This window comes from Catenovulum agarivorans YM01 (assembly GCF_000281085.1).
GTDB lineage: Bacteria > Pseudomonadota > Gammaproteobacteria > Enterobacterales > Alteromonadaceae > Catenovulum > Catenovulum agarivorans.
The window spans coordinates 120723-141295 of record NZ_JH767525.1; the positions used below are offsets into that span (position 1 = coordinate 120723).

At 40.3% G+C, this 20573-nt stretch carries 19 protein-coding genes; 5 read left to right on the top strand and 14 right to left on the bottom strand.

The annotated features are described in order from the left end of the window. Positions 1 to 91: 91 nt before the first annotated feature. Positions 92 to 307, top strand: coding sequence for a 50S ribosomal protein L31 (gene rpmE, locus WSC_RS0107940; RefSeq protein WP_026016731.1), 216 nt, complete (start codon positions 92 to 94; stop codon positions 305 to 307). Positions 308 to 594: 287 nt separating this feature from the next. After that, on the top strand, positions 595 to 2820 hold the full coding sequence (locus WSC_RS0107945; protein WP_016955390.1) for an amino acid permease: 2226 nt from the start codon (positions 595 to 597) through the stop codon (positions 2818 to 2820). A gap of 78 nt (positions 2821 to 2898) precedes the next feature. On the opposite strand, the gene WSC_RS0107950 is transcribed toward WSC_RS0107945, so the two are convergent. The 13 genes from WSC_RS0107950 to rpoE form a co-directional block, all read right to left on the bottom strand. Further along, the gene (locus WSC_RS0107950) at positions 2899 to 4260 is read right to left on the bottom strand and encodes a glycoside hydrolase family 28 protein (RefSeq protein ID WP_016955391.1); all 1362 of its coding nucleotides are present in this window, start codon (positions 4258 to 4260) and stop codon (positions 2899 to 2901) included. A 78-nt stretch (positions 4261 to 4338) separates the two neighbouring features. Beyond that, positions 4339 to 7023 (bottom strand): TonB-dependent receptor, encoded by a 2685-nt coding sequence (locus tag WSC_RS0107955; RefSeq protein ID WP_016955392.1) that lies wholly within the window; start codon positions 7021 to 7023, stop codon positions 4339 to 4341. 308 nt (positions 7024 to 7331) lie between these two features. Beyond that, positions 7332 to 7691 (bottom strand): holo-ACP synthase, encoded by a 360-nt coding sequence (gene acpS / locus WSC_RS0107960; protein ID WP_016955393.1) that lies wholly within the window; start codon positions 7689 to 7691, stop codon positions 7332 to 7334. Between the two features lie 8 nt (positions 7692 to 7699). Continuing rightward, entirely contained in the window at positions 7700 to 8431 is a 732-nt protein-coding gene (gene pdxJ / locus WSC_RS0107965) for a pyridoxine 5'-phosphate synthase (protein WP_016955394.1), read from the bottom strand. A gap of 38 nt (positions 8432 to 8469) precedes the next feature. Continuing rightward, complete coding sequence (recO, locus tag WSC_RS0107970; RefSeq protein WP_016955395.1) at positions 8470 to 9192, bottom strand: DNA repair protein RecO; 723 nt, start codon at positions 9190 to 9192, stop codon at positions 8470 to 8472. Then, positions 9179 to 10093 carry a GTPase Era gene (gene era, locus WSC_RS0107975; RefSeq protein ID WP_016955396.1) on the bottom strand — a complete coding sequence of 305 codons (915 nt, stop codon included), beginning with the start codon at positions 10091 to 10093 and terminating at the stop codon, positions 9179 to 9181. The genes recO and era overlap by 14 nt, the downstream gene beginning before the upstream one ends. A gap of 14 nt (positions 10094 to 10107) precedes the next feature. After that, positions 10108 to 10773, bottom strand: a complete 666-nt coding sequence (rnc, locus tag WSC_RS0107980; RefSeq protein WP_016955397.1) for a ribonuclease III — start codon at positions 10771 to 10773, stop codon at positions 10108 to 10110. Then, positions 10766 to 11749 (bottom strand): signal peptidase I, encoded by a 984-nt coding sequence (gene lepB / locus WSC_RS0107985; protein ID WP_016955398.1) that lies wholly within the window; start codon positions 11747 to 11749, stop codon positions 10766 to 10768. The genes rnc and lepB overlap by 8 nt, the downstream gene beginning before the upstream one ends. 21 nt (positions 11750 to 11770) lie before the next feature. Then, positions 11771 to 13570: a translation elongation factor 4 gene (lepA, locus tag WSC_RS0107990; RefSeq protein WP_016955399.1), complete on the bottom strand. Its 1800-nt coding sequence runs from the start codon at positions 13568 to 13570 to the stop codon at positions 11771 to 11773. Between the two features lie 139 nt (positions 13571 to 13709). After that, positions 13710 to 14177, bottom strand: coding sequence for a SoxR reducing system RseC family protein (locus WSC_RS22200; protein ID WP_016955400.1), 468 nt, complete (start codon positions 14175 to 14177; stop codon positions 13710 to 13712). A 24-nt stretch (positions 14178 to 14201) separates the two neighbouring features. After that, positions 14202 to 15260 (bottom strand): MucB/RseB C-terminal domain-containing protein, encoded by a 1059-nt coding sequence (locus WSC_RS0108000; protein WP_016955401.1) that lies wholly within the window; start codon positions 15258 to 15260, stop codon positions 14202 to 14204. Beyond that, positions 15235 to 15882 carry a sigma-E factor negative regulatory protein gene (locus WSC_RS0108005; RefSeq protein ID WP_016955402.1) on the bottom strand — a complete coding sequence of 216 codons (648 nt, stop codon included), beginning with the start codon at positions 15880 to 15882 and terminating at the stop codon, positions 15235 to 15237. The genes WSC_RS0108000 and WSC_RS0108005 overlap by 26 nt, the downstream gene beginning before the upstream one ends. A gap of 27 nt (positions 15883 to 15909) precedes the next feature. Continuing rightward, positions 15910 to 16488, bottom strand: a complete 579-nt coding sequence (gene rpoE, locus WSC_RS0108010; protein ID WP_016955403.1) for an RNA polymerase sigma factor RpoE — start codon at positions 16486 to 16488, stop codon at positions 15910 to 15912. Between the two features lie 166 nt (positions 16489 to 16654). Between rpoE and nadB the strand changes: the two genes are divergently transcribed. Further along, a complete protein-coding gene (gene nadB / locus WSC_RS0108015) occupies positions 16655 to 18271 on the top strand; it encodes an L-aspartate oxidase (protein WP_016955404.1) in 1617 nt (538 codons plus the stop codon). 394 nt (positions 18272 to 18665) lie between these two features. On the opposite strand, the gene WSC_RS0108025 is transcribed toward nadB, so the two are convergent. Next, positions 18666 to 18920 (bottom strand): FAD assembly factor SdhE, encoded by a 255-nt coding sequence (locus WSC_RS0108025; protein WP_016955406.1) that lies wholly within the window; start codon positions 18918 to 18920, stop codon positions 18666 to 18668. Positions 18921 to 19150: 230 nt separating this feature from the next. Here WSC_RS0108025 and ygfZ point away from each other — a divergent pair, with 230 nt between their 5' ends. Next, complete coding sequence (gene ygfZ, locus WSC_RS0108030; protein ID WP_016955407.1) at positions 19151 to 20005, top strand: CAF17-like 4Fe-4S cluster assembly/insertion protein YgfZ; 855 nt, start codon at positions 19151 to 19153, stop codon at positions 20003 to 20005. After that, entirely contained in the window at positions 20002 to 20535 is a 534-nt protein-coding gene (gene slyD / locus WSC_RS22205; protein WP_016955408.1) for a peptidylprolyl isomerase, read from the top strand. Before ygfZ ends, slyD begins: the two co-directional genes overlap by 4 nt. Positions 20536 to 20573: the final 38 nt, after the last annotated feature.

The window sequence follows — 20573 nt, forward strand, 5'->3', positions numbered from 1 at the left end:
CCTTTATTTTAATTAATCGCGTATGGTGCTTTGCAAGTTAACTTGGTTAATTTGGCACAGTGGCTATACGGGCCAAAATGAGGTTATCCAAATGAAAGCTGGTATCCATCCTGATTACCAAGAAATTACTGCAACTTGTTCTTGTGGTAACACTATCAAAACTCGTTCAACTGTAGGTAAAGACTTATACTTGGACGTATGTTCAGAATGTCACCCATTCTACACTGGTAAACAACGTATCGTTGATACTGGTGGTCGTGTTGACCGCTTCAAGAAACGTTTTGGTGCACTTAGCTCTAAAAAATAAGCTGCATAAAACAGTTTTAATCGATTTCTCGATGCAAAAACCTCGCTCTTGCGAGGTTTTTTGTTTTTAAAGCCTGCACATTGGGTATATGTATAGAACAAAATGTTCAATACTAATGGCTACTAACTCTTTGCTTTATCTGGTTAAATTACTTGAAACATACATAACCTAAACTCGGGTTGTGGAACTCACCAAAAATAGAATCAAACACTATACTTCACAGTGGAAGTGACTTTAATAACCAATAACCGTCTAATCTGCCAGTGTTAAATGTGTGGTAACTCATAGTGATAGATATTATTAAAAAAGCTTTACCGGAAAATTCAATGACCGCTCAAGATCCAACTAAGTTTGGCACTTTTGGTGGTGTATTTACCCCCTGCGTATTAACCATACTTGGGGTCATTATGTTTTTGCGTTTCGGTGAAGTGGTTGGTCAATCTGGCATTTGGTACGCAATTGTTATTATTTTAGCCGCTAAATCGATTACGCTATTAACTGCGTTCTCCTTGTCCGCTATTGCCACCAATGTACGAATGAAAGGTGGTGGCGCTTATTTTTTAATTAGCCGCAGTTTAGGCGCTGAGTTTGGCGCTGTGATTGCCGTAGTGTTCTTTTTGGCACAAGCAGTTTCGGTTGCCATGTATATTATTGGTTTTACTGAAGCCTTTAAAGACACCTTTCCAGATACAGGCCTATCAACTTTTCAAATAGCCAGCATAGTCAACCTGATTACCTTTGTTTGCGTATACATAGGTGCTGGTTGGACAATTAAAGTGCAATACGGCATTTTCGTTTTACTGTTATTGGCGATTGGCTCATTTTTTATTGGTGCACTAGGCGACATTTCATTGGACAATTTTACGACCAATATAGAGCCGAGTTTCCGTGATAATGACAACTTGTTTACCATGTTTGCGCTCTTCTTCCCTGCAGTAACGGGCATTATGGCTGGCGCCAATATGTCGGGCGATCTAAGAAACCCCAGTAAATCTATTCCTAAAGGCACGCTTTGGGCGATATTTTTTACCGCCATCATCTACATATTAATGGGCTTTTTATTAGCTGGCAGTCGCAGCCAAGATCAATTACTTGGCAATGCTATGATAGTCAAAGAAATTTCTGTTTCTGGTGCATTGATTGTTGGTGGTGTGTTCGCCGCAACTTTATCCTCAGCGCTGGCAAGTATGATGGGTGCTCCACGCATATTACAAGCGTTTGCCCGTGATAATATTGTGCCGTCATTTCGATTTTTTGCAGTCGGTTCAGGTAAAACTGACGAACCTAAACGCGCGACTATCTTAACTTTTGCGGTTGCTCAGCTAGGCATTTTATTAGGTGATTTAAATGCGATTGCACCCATTATCAGTATGTTTTTTATGATCACCTACGGCACACTAAACCTTGCTTGTTTTTATGAAGGTTGGGTGGGTAATCCGTCTTACCGGCCTAGATTTAGATTTGCTCACTGGTCTGTATCACTTTTAGGAGCGGTGAGCTGCGTAGTGGTTATGTTTTTAATGAACCCACTGTGGGCAGTCGTTTCAATTATTATTATGGTGGTATTGTACTGGCTGATTAGTTCACAAGAAGTACTCAGTCGTTGGGGTGATTTAAAAAGTGGCCGAGCTTATGAAGCAGCGCGTAAAGCTTTGTTAGCGTTAGAGCAACAAAGTTATCACCCGAAAAACTGGCGGCCGTCTATTTTAGTATTGAGTGGTTCACCAACCAGCCGCCCTCACCTTGCCGAATACGGTCAATGGTTGGCTTCAGGTCAAGGTATTGTTTCTATCGCACAAATTATCCCAGCTGCCGGTAATCATACAATTGAACGCCGCCAAGAAGCTGAAAACCGCATTCGTAAATTTATTCGAGAAGAAGGTTTGCAAGCATTCCCTGTGGTCGTGTCGGACGATGGCATCAGTTCGGGCTTAAAAACTATTTTACAGGCACATGGTTTAGGCGCATTTAAACCAAATACTGTGATGATGGGCACAACCACTAATAAAGAACGTTGGGGCGAATATTGTGAATCTATCCGAATTGCCGCCCGTAAACAACGCAGTATTTTATTGTGTGATTGTGTCGAAGAGCGCCAGTCTTGGGAGCCACCACAAGGCCGTATTGATATTTTGTGGAAGGGTGAAAAACACGGTGCGCTCATGCTGTTATTGGGCCACTTGCTAAAACGCAACCCAGAGTGGCGTACACGCCAGTTACGCATATTAGCCACCTTGCCGACTGGTCGCCCAGCAGATAAATACCAAAAAGGTATCGAAGATTTGCTCAATATTGCCCGTATAGATGCAAGTGTGCATGTATTCTCAGGTGATAATGACGATGTGATTATTGCAAAACGTACCGGTAACACCGCAGTATTGTTTATGCCGTTTGAGCCGCCAACAAATGATGAAGAAGAAGCTTCATTTTATGACAAAGTCACTATGGCAACTCGAATGACTGCCGATGTAATTTTGGTCTATAGTGCGGGTGGTGTTTGTTTCGAAGCCTGATAACTGCTGAAAAATGGTCTAGTCAATCATTATGACTAGACCAAATATCTTCTGACGATAACTGGGTATATTCCGCTGTTATTCTTGGCTGATTGAGCTCAAATTACCGTCCATTCTTTGACCATTAATAATCAAAGCCTGGAGTTTTAAATCTGTAACATTATCTAGTACAAAAGGCGTTTCAGCTTGATTAACTGTTACATTTTTAAATACTACGTTGGATAAAGGTTCATCTTTATAAGCGTGTGCTTCCAATACAACCTTAGCTTTTTCTACTTGGATATTTTCAAAAATAATATCTCGATATATTGAAGGAAGACCACCTTGAATAACCCCAGGGTAATTTAGTTGAAACCAAAAAACTTCATCGAACTCTTCGATTTTTAAGTTTGCCACGCGGATATGTTCAACCAAACCACCGCGATCTAGTGAGCCTTTAAATCGAATAGCGGCTTTACCTTTACGTAAAACATTGTCGACAAAATAGACATGGCTAATACCACCTGACATTTCGCTTCCTAAACCTATGCCATCTTCACCGCCCATATCATTGTTGCGCACCACAATATACTGACTCGGTTTTGCAATATCGCGTCCATCTTTATCACGACCAGATTTAATTACAACCGCGTCATCCCCTGTACGGAAATGACTATTTTCAACAACAGCATATTTTACCGAGTCTAAATCAACACCATCATTATTTGGAAAATGGCTATCCACCTTAATATCGCGAATCGTAACGTGCTCTGCATAAACAATATGATTAACCCAAAATGGCGAGTTTTTGCTGGTGTAACCTTCTAACAATATTCGTTTTGCGCCAAAAAACTGAATTAAGCTAGGTCGCAAAAATGTACCTAAACCGAATTGCCTTTGTTCAACCGGTATTCCCGCTATACCCATTTTGCGAATAGTCTGCATATCTGGCTGTTGTTTGTCGTACCAAGGGTGGAACTCACTCTGCAGATTACCGTCTATCAAACCTGTGCCTGTAATAGCTACATCCTCAACGTTTGCAGCGTAAACAAGTGGTGAGTAACCATACATTTCAGTACCTTCCCAACGAGTTTTAACCACAGGTAAATAGTGCTCTGTGTTAGTTGAAAATAATAACTGTGCGCCTTGAGACAAATGCAAATTAATTTTACTACGCAGATGCACAGTTCCCTCGCAATACCAAGTGCCCGCAGGGATTACAATTTTCCCACCACCTTGTCGAGACAAAGTGTCTATTGCATTTTGAATAGCGTCTAAATCATTTTTACCGTCATTGGCAATTGCACCAAATTTTTTAATATCTAGGCTTACATCAGGTATTTTGGGCAATTCAATTTTATTAACAATTTGATTAATTTCGTTTTGGTAGGCAGCAGCAAATACTGGCGAATTGACACAACTAGCCGCCGTGAGTGCCGCAAAAAATAAAGCTTTTTTCATAGATTTCTCAACTAACAATAAAATGAGATTAAAAAAAAGGCCGACTGAAGTCGGCCTAGTCTTTGTACGGTTTAACCATTAGATATTAAAACGTGCACCAATAAAGAACTGTTTACCAGTATGGTTGTATTCACGCATTAAATTCAAATCGCCGTCACCAGTGGTGTATAGACGCTCATACTCATCGGTTAAGTTAATCGCTTCAAAGGTAACTGTAATATTCTCAGTTACGTTGTAGAAAGCACTTAAATCAACGTGAGTTGGACCTGTTGTACCGTGTTCAGCATTACCGTTACTACCGCTGAAATCAGTGATGTAGTCGCTACGATTATTCACAGAAATACGACCACCAAACTCATCTTGCTCATAATAGAAAGTGAAGTTATATGAATCTTCTGACAAACTATCAATTTCAGGCGCCTCTACATGCGTAAAGTTAGCAACCACACCAAAGTTTTCTAATATACCTGGCAAGAAAGTAAATGGTTGTTGATATAAAACCTCGTAGCCTTTTACATCTCTATCACCCACATTACCCGGCACACTGTGTTCGTACGGGATTGTGCGAGGATCTAGTGCCAACAATGGATCGTATTGCGGATCAGCATCAATAAACGGTAAATAGGCCGGATCAACCAGTTTGGTTTCTTTAGCCCCTTCGATATAGTCGTCCAGTTTTTTGGTGAAGTAAGTAACAGCAAATAGTGCTTCTGAATCGAAATACCACTCAAAACCAAGATCGAAGTTAGTTGAAACAAAAGGCGTTAAGTCTGGGTTACCACTACTTACTGTTGCATTTACATAAGAGAATGAAGGATTACCCGGGTTTAATGAACCTAAACTTGGACGTGTCATTGTTTTAGACACAGCTAGACGCACTACCAAATCTTCAGTCGCATCTAAAGCTAAGTTTAATGACGGCAATACGTTGTTATAGCTGTTAGAAATAGCGACAGGGTCTGTTTGAATAAAACCATTCGATGTTGTTTCAGTTTTAACATAACGAACACCTGCATTGGCTCGTAGTATAGTGCTACCTAATTCAAATTCAGAATCCGCTTGTGCATAAATTGCTGAGGTTTCTTCATTAACTTTCCAGCTTTGTGCACCACGAGGTGTCCAAGTTACGTCCAATAAGTCATCTTGAATTTTCGCAAAGTCTGCAACGATGAAAATAGGTAAATCTTCACCTTCAAAACCTTTACCAAAGTCATCGTATGGCATCATCTCTGTATAGCCAACTGCTGAATCTTGGTCAGGGAAGCCATTGATTTGCTCTTCTGCGTAAGTAACAGTCCTATCATTATATGCAAAACCAGCTTTTAAGATAAAAGCATCCAAGTCATAAGTTAAATCTAACTTAGCTGTATCATTTTTACGTAATACATCAGTTGCTCTTAAACGACCATCAGATAAATTATAATTGGCAGGATCGTTATAATCGTAGTCGAAATAATTCAAAGAAGCTGTATTTGCACTATCACTAAAATCAAAACCAAATTTATGTTTTTGACCTGTCATATTGTAACGGTACTGTTCTGAACGCGCATCTGACTCAGCGGTACCCACCATAGCATTGAGTGAGATGTAGTCACTTAAGTGATATTTGCCTGACAATACATACTGTTTAAATTTAGTTTCAGAAATTTGTTGACGGCTTTCAATACGGTTTTGCACATTATTAAATACACCCGCTTCCACTTGACGACCGTTAGAGGCAATTGTAATTGACTCAGGCTCGATTTCATCAAAAGTACTTCTAAACATTTCAAACATATTGTACATAGTACGCTTGTTATCTAATGTAGAGTGTAATGCATCAAAGGTTAGCACCAAATCATCCGTTGGAGCAAACTGGATTGAGGTAGTCATACCCAAACGGTCTTGTTCATTACCGAAAAAGTCTGGGCGAGGTAATCTTGGTGTCCATAAACAGTTATATAGATCTACTTGGGCGTCGTTAATTTCACATTCATCAAATGCATAGTCACCGGAAATAGAGGGATTAGAATCAGCAGGGTAACCACCTGAGCCATCTTTTGCTGGGGTCGTCCAACGAACTGTACCAAAACCTTCTTGACGAACGGTTCTTTCAGATTTAGCAACAGAAAACAACACACCAAATTTATCGTCAGCAAATGTATTACTGATCATAAATGAAAGGCGCGGATCAACTTCTTGAGTTACCGTGTTGTAACCACCTTGTGCAGAAGCTGCAACATGGAATCCACGTGAATCAAAAGGTTTAGCTGAGTACATATCTACGGTACCTGCAATACCGCCCTCTTCCGTCACTGCGTTAGCAGTTTTTTGAATATCTACTCGGTTAAACAATTCAGAAGCAAATACGTTAAAGTCGAAAGAACGGCCGCCGTTTACACCACCACCTGAGTCTGTACCATCTGTACTAGCTGGAACTTCCATACCATTTAGAGTTGTGCGAGTAAAACCTGGGCCTAAACCACGTAAGGTAATTTGACGCCCTTCACCACCTTCACGTGAAATTGCAACACCTGGCACACGTTGAAGAGACTCAGCAATATTTAAATCTGGAAACTTACCAATATCTTCAGCTGCAATTGACTCCAGTGCATTTACAGATACTCGTTTAGTCGCTAACGATTTATTTAATGAAGAGCGAAAACCTTTTACTTCTATCGTTTCAACTTCTTCAGCATCAGCCGCGATTGAATAACTTGGGGCTGCACCCAGCCCTAGAGCAATACATATATAGCTTAATAACTTTTTCTTTTTGAATTGCATAACGGTTTACCTTTAGGTTTATTTATTGTTAATAGATGCAATACATCTACCTTGTGCTCGATTACATGTTCAGCTAAAGCCTAGCTTAGATTTAAGCATATACGACAACTGCCACCGGTGGCAAATTTAAATTTACATTTTTTTAATACAAAGACCCATATTAAGCAAACTTTTGGTTATAAAGAAACCTAAAAGCAACTAAAACAACTGACATCAGACAAGTTGATTTAAAGAAAAATAATTAAACATTAATTAACATTTTTTTTGTAAATGCGTGAGTAAATTTATTTTGTGATAAAGCTGAATTGCTATTTCTCTAACACTACAGTCGCTACGGCGTAGTTTTTTTCATCAGAGATAGAAAGATGGCAGCTAACTTGACCAGCAATTTCCAGCGCTTTGCCAGTTAAACTAAGTAGTGGTGCACCTAATTCATTATTGGTGATCAGGAAATCTTGAAAACTGACACCTTGGGCGATGCCAGTACCTAAGGCTTTAGCCGCTGCTTCTTTAGCAGCCCAACGTTTGGCTAAAAATCTATAGGCTTGTTTGTGGGTGGTGAAAAGTACAAATTCGTCTTTGGTTAAAACACGCCTTGCAATAGCATTAACATTAGCCGTATCAAAACGGCTAATTTCAACTATGTCTGTGCCTAAACCAACTATCACAATACTACCTAGAGTCTTGCTTCAACCATAAGTTGACGCATGTCGCGAATGGCTTTTTCTAAACCATCAATCGCAGCACGGGCAATAATTGCATGACCTATGTTCAACTCAATCATTTGTGGAATTTCCGCAATAGGTTTAACGTTATGATAATTTAAACCATGGCCTGCATTTACTTTTAAGCCGATAGAATCAGCAAAAGCAGCCGCTTCTTTAATTCGCGCAAGTTCTGCATCACGTTCAGCTTCGGTTTCAGCATCCGCATAACCACCAGTGTGAATTTCAATATAAGGCGCACCAGTGCGTTTAGCTGCTTCTATCTGCATTTTATCCGCATCAATAAACAAGGAGACTTGTGTGCCATTAGCAGCTATTCGCTCAACCGCTGAGGCGATTTTCTTTTCTTGGCCAGCAACGTCTAAACCACCTTCTGTGGTTAACTCTTCGCGCTTTTCTGGCACCAAACAACAAAATGCAGGATTAATTTGTTGGGCAATACCTATCATCTCTTCAGTAACCGCCATTTCAAGGTTTAAACGTGTTTGCACAGTGCGCGCGAGTATTTCAACGTCTCTGTCTTGAATGTGGCGGCGATCTTCACGCAAATGTACAGTAATGCCATGTGCACCAGCGTGTTCAGCTACTGCTGCAGCGTGTACAGGATCAGGAAAATCAGTACCACGTGCTTGGCGAATTGTAGCGATATGATCGATATTTACACCTAATAAAACTTCTTTCATTTTGTTCTCTTTATCCGTTTTCAATATGAGCGAGCAAGCTATTTTTTTGGCTGAATAAACAGCGCCCGGCTCTTTAATTTTTTATGCCCTAATAGTTGATCAAGCCAATAACGCATTAACTGTTTAGTTTGAGCTAAATCGTCTTTATTGGAAAAGTCACGCTGGGCGATTTTATGAATCAGTTGACCACTGCAAACAATCGGCGTTTGTAATACAGGTTTAGACACCCAGCCAGTATCGGCGACAAAATAATAAGATTTGTTGGCATCAATTTTAGTTTGTTCATCCGCACTATGCAAAAAGTCTGGCATTAAACCCAACTCGTCAATTAGCGACAGTTCAAAGTTTCTTAATAGCACAGCTAATGAAATGGCTGCTTGTGCTTCTGCTTGTTGTTGAATATCCACTAAGTTTGCTATTGTCAGTTGGTACAATTCAAACAAACTATGTTCAAACTCAACTCTTGGTAATAAGTGACTTAGCAGCTCATTAACATACATACCACTATATAAAAAGTGGCCATGTAAATTATCAAAACTCTTGTCCAGCTCGTAACTGTTGACGAAAAACAGTTCGTTTTGCCCTTGTTTTAAACTGACTAAATATAAGTTAAATAAACTGAGCGACGTGCCTTTTTTGCTTTTACGAAAAAAAACACTGACACGGCCACTCTGTTCACAAAGAAAATCACCGATAAAGGAGTTTTCACGGTAAGGTTTACAATGCAGTAGCATTGCCCGCTGCAAGTTAGCTGAAGTCATCTCCATAACCTAAGCTACGTAATGCTCTTTCGTCGTCAGCCCAACCTGATTTTACTTTAACAAACAGTTCTAAATAAACTTTGCAGCCTAACATGCGCTCAGCGTCTAACCGCGCATCTCGACCTATGGTTTTAATTTTTTCACCACCTTTGCCTATGACAATACGCTTTTGTGCATCACGGCTAACCAATATAGCCGCGTGTACTTTTAGAACACCATTGGCTTGAGTTTGCCAGCGCTCTATTTCTACTGCAGTATCGTAAGGTAATTCATCACCTGTATTGCGCATTACTTTTTCACGAATCAGTTCGCTTATCATAAAACGTGATGATCTGTCAGTGAAATAATCTTCCGGGAAATAATGTTCACACGGCTGCAAGCTCTTTTCGACCAGTTTTTCAACTGTGTCTATATGCTCACCTTTAGTCGCGGATACAGGAATAATATCTTTGAAGTCATGTTTAGCGGCTAAAAACTGTAAATGAGGTAATAAACTGGCTTTGTCTTTAACGTTATCAACTTTGTTAATCAATAATACACAGGGTGCGCCTGACTGCTTGATGCGCTTTAACACCATTTCGTCATCGTCTAACCAATGTGTACCTTCAACCATAAAGAGTACCAGTGCAACATCACCTAATGAGCTGTGCGCAGCACGATTCATTAAACGGTTAATTGCACGTTTTTCGTCTGAATGTAACCCTGGGGTATCTATATATACGGTTTGATATTTACCTTGAGTGTGAATACCTAATACACGGTGACGAGTCGTTTGTGGTTTTTTAGAAGTAATACTAACTTTTTGCCCAACAATACGGTTAATTAAGGTTGATTTACCTACGTTGGGGCGACCTACTATGGCAACAAAACCACAATAAGTATCTAAATTATCTAATGTCATAAGTACCAATCAGCTTATGTGAGTTGATTTAACATAGCACGAGCAGCTTCTTGCTCGGCTTTACGGCGGCTAGAACCTTTGCCATGAGTTTGCTGTGATTCACCAACCACACATTTAACGGTAAAAGTTTGTTTATGATCTTTACCCGTTATCGATTCCACTTGATATTCTGGTAGCTCTAACTTGCGCCCTTGCAACCACTCCTGCAATTGAGTTTTTGCATCTTTTTGCGCTTGACCTGGCTTGAGTTTCGCTAAACGTGATTCATACCAAGTTAATATCAAATTTTTGATTGTAGCCATATCAGAATCTAAATAAATAGCGCCGATAATGGCTTCTACCGCATCTTCTAAAATTGAGTTGCGTCTATGCCCACCACTTTTAAGCTCACCTGGGCCAAGGACTAAATATTCGCTGATATCAAAATTACGCGCTAATTCAACTAAGGTTTCGCCGCGCACTAGGGTTGAGCGCATACGGCTTAAGTCACCTTCTTTACATTTTGGAAACTGCTGATACAAACGCTCAGCAATCACAAAACTTAACACCGAATCACCTAAAAACTCTAAGCGTTCGTTGTGCTCGCCTTTCGCGCTTCTGTGGGTTAAAGCTTGAGCGAGCAAATCTATATTATTAAATTGGTAACCTAAAGTTTTCGACAAAGTGTGTAGATTATTCATTTACACTCTCTTGGCTCAATGCCGTTGCTTCAATTGCAGCACTGTCACTTGCACCCGGAATTTTACCAATGCGGCTAAAACGAACATTCGTTGGGATCCACGAAGGCAAGGCACTGTCTTCATCACGGCCAAATTCAAAACTTGTCCAAATAAATACAGCTTTACCGACTAAATTAGCTTTAGGCACAAAACCCCAATAGCGACTATCTTCTGAATTGTCCCTATTATCACCTAAGACAAAATAGCTATCCTCAGGGACTATCCATTCATCACGGCGTGCAGTTGCACTTTGGCGATAATATTGCGCTGTCATATCAGGTAAACGATAACTTAACAGTACGTCGTGTTTAACACCGGCTAAGTCTTCAACATATCTATCTAGCTTATATGGACCTTGTTGAAACTCTGCTCGCTCTACTAGCACTTTTTCCATTTCTTCAAATTTTTGTTCGCATTTTTCAACTTGTGGGCAAGCTTTCTGAATATACAAATATTTATTGCGATAGATAATGCGATCACCCGGTAAACCGACTACACGTTTGATGTAATCTAAATTTGGATTTTTTGGGAATTTAAATACAGCTATATCACCACGCTCTGGTGGATCAAACTCAACTAACATTTCGTTGGCAATTGGGTTGCGCAAACCATAGCTGTATTTTTCGACTAAAATAAAATCACCCACCAATAAAGTTGGCATCATAGAGCCTGATGGAATTTGAAAAGGTTCATACAAAAACGAACGCAACACAAACACAAAAGCGATAACAGGAAATACCGACTCAGCAAACTCAGCCACAGGGTGTTGTGGCGCGATACGACGTTTAACTTCGTCTTCTAAATCAAGTTGAGTTGCCCCACTAGCGGCAGCCAGCTTTTGTTTGCGTTTTGGCGCCCATAACACTGCGTCTAGCAACCATATAAGTCCAGTTGTTACAGTGAGTATAAACAACAAAATTGAAAAATAACTGGCCATTGTATTTCCTATAATTCCTAATTACTTACCGAGTTTAAGTACAGCTAAAAACGCATCTTGAGGCACTTCTACATTACCCAATTGTTTCATACGTTTTTTACCTTCCTTCTGCTTTTGTAATAGTTTTTTCTTACGTGATACGTCACCACCGTAACATTTTGCGATAACGTTTTTACGCAACTGTTTAACTGTGGTTCGGGCAATAACATGTGCACCAATAGTTGCTTGAATTGCAATATCAAACATCTGTCTTGGAATAAGCTCTTTAAGCTTCTCAGCCATATCTCGGCCACGGTATTGCGCATTGTCTCTGTGGGTGATTAACGCCAATGCATCTACCCTGTCGCCATTAATTAAGATGTCGACTCGAACCATGTCAGATTCTTGGAATTCTTTAAAATTATAATCGAGTGACGCATAACCACGGCTGGTTGATTTTAAGCGGTCGAAGAAGTCTAAAACAACTTCTGACATTGGAATATCGTAAACCACGCTTACTTGGTTACCGTGATAAGACATGTTGCGCTGCACACCACGTTTTTCTACACACAAAGTAATCACACTACCTAAGTGCTCTTGAGGCACTAAGATATTACATTCAGCAATTGGCTCGAAAATTTTCTCAATGTTATTGATAGGTGGCAATGAAGATGGATTATCGACCATCACAACTTCACCATTTTTCTGCTCAACTTTATACACTACGGTTGGTGCAGAGGTGATTAAGTCTAAGTCGTATTCACGCTCAAGTCGCTCTTGGATAATCTCCATGTGGAGCAAACCTAAGAAACCACAACGGAAACCAAAACCTAATGCAGTTGAACTTTCTGGTTCGTAGAAAAGTGACGCATCGTTTAGGCTTAGTTTACCTAAAGCATCACGCAAATCTTCAAAATCATCACTTGAAATTGGGAATATACCGGCATAAACCTGAGGTTTAACCTTTTTAAAGCCCGGTAATGCTGTGGTCGCTGGGTTGCGTGCTGTGGTAATAGTATCACCGACTGGCGCACCTAAAATTTCTTTGATACCGGCAATTACATAACCTACTTCACCAGCTTTTAATACACCAGTTTTAGTTTGGTGTGGGGTGAAAATACCCACTTCGTCAACCACATAATCTTGTTTAGTTGACATAACCTTCATTTTTTCGCCCGAGCGCAACTCACCATGTTGAACACGTACCAGTGATACAACTCCTTGGTAATTATCAAACCAAGAGTCAATAATCAAAGCTTGTAATGGCGCTTCTCTATCACCTTGTGGTGGCGGAATTTGTTTAACAATAACTTCTAAAACATCATCTATACCAATGCCGGTTTTAGCTGAACAACGTACAGCGTCGATTGCATCAATACCAACTATGTCTTCAATTTCTTCTGCAACACGCTCAGGCTCAGCTGCTGGCAAGTCAATTTTATTTAAAATTGGCACAACCTCTAAGTCCATTTCTATCGCAGTGTAACAATTGGCAAGTGTTTGTGCTTCAACACCTTGACCGGCATCAACAACCAATAATGCACCTTCACAGGCAGCTAATGAACGTGAAACTTCGTAGGTGAAATCGACATGTCCTGGGGTGTCGATAAAGTTTAGCTGGTAAGTTTCACCATCTTTGGCTGTGTAATTCAAGGTTACACTTTGTGCTTTAATGGTAATACCACGTTCACGTTCAAGTTCCATTGAATCTAAAACTTGCGCAGCCATTTCACGGTCAGTTAAACCACCACAAGTTTGAATTAATCGGTCTGATAAGGTTGATTTGCCATGATCTATATGGGCGATGATAGAAAAGTTACGGATGTTACTGAATGTGCTCAATTTTCACTCTCAAAAAAACTAAAATTACCAGCAAACTTATCTTTAATTAACCCAACTTTTATTGTTAGCGAGTAGGTGTATTTACTGGTATTTTCTTAAATACAGAAAAGTTGTCGGTATTATACACCTTATATGACAGCTATAAAGTTTTGTTTGCATCGCAGTGATATTGAATACCACCGACTGATTGCACAACATGCGGCAAAACTTGGGTTGATTTAAAGCGTTTTTGTAAGCCTTTAACTGAACGAAAAGCCAAGGTCATCACCACTAAGCTCAGCAACAGCACCAATAATTCGTGCCAATTAAATAGTTGAGCGACTAATAGAGTTAACATAAAGCTGATAAGTGGCAAGCCGTATAGTAACCAAGAAGCCGCTAATAAGTTTTGTTCCGGTATTGCCACTGTCACCTCTTGCCCTACTTCAACATGCTCAGCGCATTCAACCAATACTCTATTGGTTTTTTTCGCCATTATGCTCGCCAACACACCAGTGCCACAGTTTTTGTTGTGTTGGCACGAGCCACAAGTGGTTTTAACTTGGCTTTGTATCCAAATAAGTTGCGGATTATAACGTTCAGCAACTATAGCTTTTTCGTACATCATAAGTTGGTGCAGCTCACTTTAAGTTTACTCTTTCCAACTGATCGCGTTCACAACTCGCTGCGCAGTTTCTGCCGGTATTTTGCCAATGACTGTCACTTCTGCTTGTTGAATTTGTTGGGTTAGATAACTGTTTGCGCCTGAGTTAAACGCCACAGGTTTAACCGATTCGCCTGATTTCATTTGTCTTAAATAAATTGAAAACCACACAACGCCGTCCGATAACATGACATAATCCACCAACTCTTTATTGGTACCATACAAAAAGTGGCGATCAACTTTAACTGGCTCAAAACCGGGTGGTACCCAACCAATTTGCCAATTCATATTTTGCATTGGCGCACTGTTTTTTATCATCACAGCTTCTGGCAGTTCAGCTTTTTCAACCTCAGTTAAAATTTCACTCGGTTCATTAAATACCTGAATATTTGAAACTTGCAACTGCTCAAGAGCTTCGCCCTCTTCAGAGACAATTGCAGATTTAAGCAATAAACCTGTTTCTTCGTGCAACCACAACCAATAGTTATAACGCAAATTGTCTTTGGCAATAATACGCACAAGCCTTGCAGGTAATCCAGCGACGCGACTTTTGCCAACTAAGTGAAAATCATAACTCAAGCCGATTTGTTCTATATTGGCGCGAATAATTTCCGGCAAAGGGCCATCTGTGATAGTGTCTTTAATGCTGTAAGCTGGCTGCTCTGGTTGTAAGTAGGTAATTACTTGGTTTTTGCGAATCAGCTGCTGGCCTGGCCCATTGAGTGCAGTTAATACTTCAACTTCATGTTCATTAACTAAACCATGAAACCAACGCCAAGGGTCAGCTTTGTTGCCATTAACCACGACAAAAGAAATTTCATAATTGAGCGACTGCGAAGACTCTTGCATACGCAGCAACCAATCATACGCTTCGTTGTTATTTGCTTTTAAACCCAAATGGACAAATAGCAAACTAAAAATACTCGCCCTTAAAAAAACAAACCACCAAGCCCTGAGGTGTTGGTGGTTGTTAGAGCGCACTTGATTAGTTGCGCTCTGTGTTGGCTGAGTATTCGTCAAATTATTGAGTTGTTTCAGACGAATCACCTTTAACTTGTTGCTGTTGCTCTAATTGGCTGTTTGTTTGCGCTGCTGTTGGCTCATGCTGGCGCGTTTTTAACTGCTGTGCATGATCCATAATATAAGCATTTATACGCTGTCTTTGCTGCATTGCATCATACGAACTGCTTGCTTGCACACTTTGCACTTGCTGCATGCTCACTGGATCTAACGAACCACCAATTGGAAAAGTTTGTAAAACTGGTTGAGGTACTTCAACCGAGGTATTGGTTTGTTCTATTTGAAAGCCAATCACCATAGCGGCGGCAAATGACGCTGCGATACCGTATTGTAGCGCGGGCTTGAACAGCTGTACAACTTTGCTTGAACTTTGTTTATCTTGTTTATTTGCATCATTTTGCTGATTTGCAGTTTGACGCGCATTTGGTGCTAATACCACAGGCTCTTTTTCAATCGCTTGCATCACACTATCTGCAATATTTAAATTAAGCTGAGTTGGCAGCTCATTGCGCATTGCGTCGCCTATCATATGATAACGACCAAAACATTCAGCCAACTTGGGGTCTTGCTTCATTTTATCAATAACTTGCGTGTTATCTTGCTGTCCGTCTACAAAGGCTGATATGTTTTCTTTACTTTTTGAACTCATAGTCACTTCACTTTTCCAACTAGAATTTTATCTTGCTAAAAGAGGCTGCAAATTTGTATCTATTGCTTCACGCGCTCTAAAGATCCTTGAGCGAACTGTCCCGACTGGACATTCCATTACATCAGCAATTTCTTCATAACTTAAACCATCAATCTCACGTAACGTAATGGCGGTTTTTAAGTCATCCGGCAAACCATCAATGGTTTTAAATACAACTTGTTTAACTTGATCTGACATCATCAATTGCTCTGGTGAACTATTCACTCGCAAAGCATCTGCGCTGTCGATAAATTCAGCATCGGCTACATCTATATCATTCACTGCTACTTTACGAGCTTGTGACGCAATATAGTTTTTTGCGCTGTTAACGGCTATTCGATAAAGCCAAGTATAAAAAGCACTCTCGCCCCTAAAGCCAGGAATGGCTCTATAGGCTTTGATAAAAGCTTCTTGTGCTACGTCGGCAATATCGCCCGGGTGTTTAACGTAACGTGAAACTAAACTCGTCACTTTATGTTGATACTTTTGCACCAACAAATTAAAAGCTTGTTTATCTCCACGTTGTACACGTTCCACCAATTGTTGGTCGGTAACTTCCGGCTTCATATTTGTGCCTGTACTCCTGCTTTACTTCTAATCTTTATTTATCTGCTAGTTGCCATGAGGCATGTTAGCTAATATGTATTGATAGACACTATAAGTTAGAAAAAGTTCTAAAAATTTTTTTTAAGGTTACAATCTACCTAGAATATACGGATTGTGAAAGACAAACATGACAAATCAAACTCCGCTTGAGCATAAATGTGACGTGCTCGTGGTCGGCGCTGGTGCCGCTGGTTTAACCTTAGCCCTGCGTCTCGCTGCAACCGCAAATGTAATAGTACTTAGTAAGTCGAAACTAAAAGAAGGTTCAACTTATTATGCACAAGGTGGCATTGCAGCCGTTTTTGATAAAAATGACAGTATAGAATCGCATGTGCAAGACACGCTAATTGCCGGTGCAGGTTTGTGTGAAGAACAAGCTGTCCGTTTTACCGCAGAAAATGCACGGCGTAGTTTAGAAACTTTGATTTCGTATGGTGTGCCTTTTGATACTGTCACCACAGAAGATGGCCGTGAGAAATATCATTTAACTCGCGAAGGTGGCCATAGTCACAGACGTATTTTGCATGCAGCCGATGCAACCGGTAAAGCGGTACAAAAAACCTTAATACGCACAGCGCAAATGCACAAAAACATCCGTATATTTGAAAGATATAATGCGGTTGACTTAATTACCGATAAAAAAATCAAACAAAATGGCAAAAAAGTATATGGCGCTTATGTATGGAATCGCACCAGCGAACAAGTGGAAGTTATAAAAGCAGCCAAAATTGTTTTGGCAACAGGTGGTGCAAGTAAAGTTTACCAATATACTTCAAACCCAGATATCGCCAGTGGTGATGGGGTTGCTATGGCGTGGCGTGCTGGCTGTCGTGTCGCCAATATGGAGTTTAATCAATTCCACCCAACCTGTTTATATCACCCAGACGCAAAAAACTTCCTATTAACTGAGGCATTACGTGGTGAAGGTGCATTTTTACGTCGGCCTGATGGCAGCCGTTTTATGCCTGATTTTGACGAACGCGCCGAGCTAGCCCCACGTGATATAGTGGCACGTGCGATTGACTATGAAATGAAGCGCCTTGGTGCGGACTGCATGTATTTAGACATAAGCCATAAGCCGAAAGATTTTATTAAACATCACTTTCCGAACATTTATAAAAAGTGTAAAGAATTCGGCATTAATATCAGCAAACAACCCATACCTGTTGTGCCTGCAGCGCATTATACCTGTGGTGGTGTGATGACAGATTTAAACGGCCAAACAGATATAGAAAATTTATATGCAGTTGGCGAAGTTGCCTACACAGGTTTACACGGTGCAAACCGTATGGCGAGTAACTCTTTGTTAGAATGTTTAGTCTTTGCCGAAGCAGCGGCTAAGCATATTGTAGAGAGTGGTTTTGATATTTCCAATTATCCAGAGATTCCAAGTTGGGATGAAAGCCAAGTATCCGATAGTGATGAAGAGGTTGTTATTCAACACAACTGGCATGAGCTGCGTTTATTAATGTGGGACTATGTTGGCATAGTCAGAACCAATAAACGACTAGAACGCGCGATGCGCCGCATTGAACTGCTGCAACAAGAAGTCAAAGATTATTATGCTCACTTCCGCGTAAGTAATAACTTGTTAGAGCTGAGAAACTTGCTTGATGTCGCTGAGTTAATTGTGCGTTGTGCCATGCAGCGTGATGAAAGTCGTGGTTTGCACTACAACTTAGATTATCCAGAAACAAATGAAAACCCAAAACCAACCATATTAACGCCGACCAGTTCCAGCTAAACAGCGCGCTAAGCGGCATGCATCTTTGGGTGTTAACATACTTTTATGTAACACCCAAAACGATGTTCCCACCAGCCCAATACAAAACCAACCAAAAAAATTATGCATATATACAACAGGTGCATAAGTCGTTTGTTGATGAATTAATAGGCCTGATTGGCTAACTAAAAAATGTTTAGGTAAAGCCCGTTTGAGCTGCCTATATAACAAATAGCTCAGCATTAGGCACAAAACAAACACGCACAATTTTGCCAAAGATGTCAGGTGGATAAGTGAATATTGCAACAGCGCATAATAAGCCAAACCAAGTGCAGCGCTAGGTACAAAGAGAATCTTGTTCGGTTTAATCGATATTTGATATAACACAGAAATCCCTTTCTGTTGGCACGGTTAATTAGAGTGAAACTGGCGCGCCATTTAATTTGTGAATTTTTTTAATCATTTCAGCAAGTTCAGTGTCTTCACATTTTTCATGGCCCATAAACCAAGCGTATAACTCAGGATCTATGCCTTCTAATAATCGTTGAAAAATAAGCTGTTCAGCTTCAGGCAAATTATCGTAATGATTATCCATAAATGGCATTAAAATAACGTCTAATTCCAACATGCCGCGGCGACATGCCCAACGAGTTCTTGCTGCACTTTGCATAATGGCAATAGCCCCAAAGATATAAAATTAATTTAGCTGAGTATACTGCGCTTATGTGCAATCGGCCAGTAGCACAAGTATTTAACTGGTGAATTGGAAATATCAACTATATGGTCAAACTCGTTAAAGGTTGATGTTTCAAAGCTGTCTTCAACGAGCTTGGGTATATACCTTGATATTTGCTACAATGTCGCCATATTGGTTTTAACAATTATTCGTGGATTTTCTGTATGTCGATGACGACCTACCAACTAACTGACTGGTCTGCTATTCAAGTAAGTGGCGAAGACAGATTCAAGTATTTAAATAGCCAATTAACCGCAGATTTAATCAGCCTAGCACAGGATACTGCCTGTTTTGCGTGCCATTGTGACGCAAAAGGCAAAGTTTGGGCAATGAGTTATATAGTACCGCACCAAGATACTTTGTTGCTGTTTCAACACAGTTCCACTATTGAAAAATCATTAGCCGAACTGAAAAAATTTGGTGTATTTAGCAAGGTTGAATTTGCAATAAGCCCAGTTAAATTTTCTTTTGCACTAACAGATTCATCAGCTAATTTACACCTAGTTAGCCATGAGCCTGTCACACAAGTGCAAATGTCCGCCAACCTGTGTTTATTTATCAATGAAAGTGCACAAACTGGCGACGATATTTTTATCAAAGCACTCGCTGACAATTTAGTGCCCTTTATTACCTCTGCACATCAGAACGAATATGTACCACAAGCGATTAACGCGCATGCGTTAAAAGCCATCAGCTTTAAAAAAGGCTGTTATATGGGGCAAGAAACCGTTGCTCGTATGCGCTATCGAGGTGGCAACAAACGCGCTTGTTTTGCAATTAACAGTGAAGCAAAATTCAGTGTCGGCGAAAGTATTGAAATCCAACTCGGCGAAAACTGGCGTCGCACTGGAGAAATAATCCAGGCTGCGATTAACGAAAATGACGGCCAATGTTATGGTATTGCCGTACTCGCAATAGATTCAGATTTACAAGCAAATTATAGAGTAAAAGATGATAGTCAACGTCAGGTTCAACTGTCCGCTCAGCCCTACTCTCTTGATTATGAGGAAACAAAATGAAAATAGCAGAAAATACAGTTGTAGCCATGCACTACTCAGTAAAAAGTGCCAAAGACGGTCAAGTGATTGATACATCTAAAGACGGCGAACCATTAGCATTTTTATACGGCCGCGGCTTCTTAATTAAAGGCTTAGAAAGCCAATTAGCTGACAAAGAAGCTGGTGCAGCTTTCACTTGTACAATAGAAGCGGCAGATGCGTATGGTGAATACCATGAAGCTTTAGCACAAAAATTACCAATTGATGTATTTGATCATATTGAAGAAATTCATGAAGGTATGCATTTACGTGCAGATACAGACCAAGGTCAACAATCTGTGATTATCACTAAAATTGAAGATGACTTTGTTACAGTTGACGGCAATCACCCACTAGCTGGTGTTGCACTTGAATTTGACGTTGAAGTAATGGAAGTACGTGCAGCAACAGAAGAAGAATTAGCCCATGGTCATGTGCACGCAGAAGGTGGTTGTGGCCACGATCACGGTCACAAACACGAGCATGGTGATGACTGCTGCGGTGGTCACTAATCTAGCCATCTGAGCTACTTGGCAATAGTTAGTTTTCT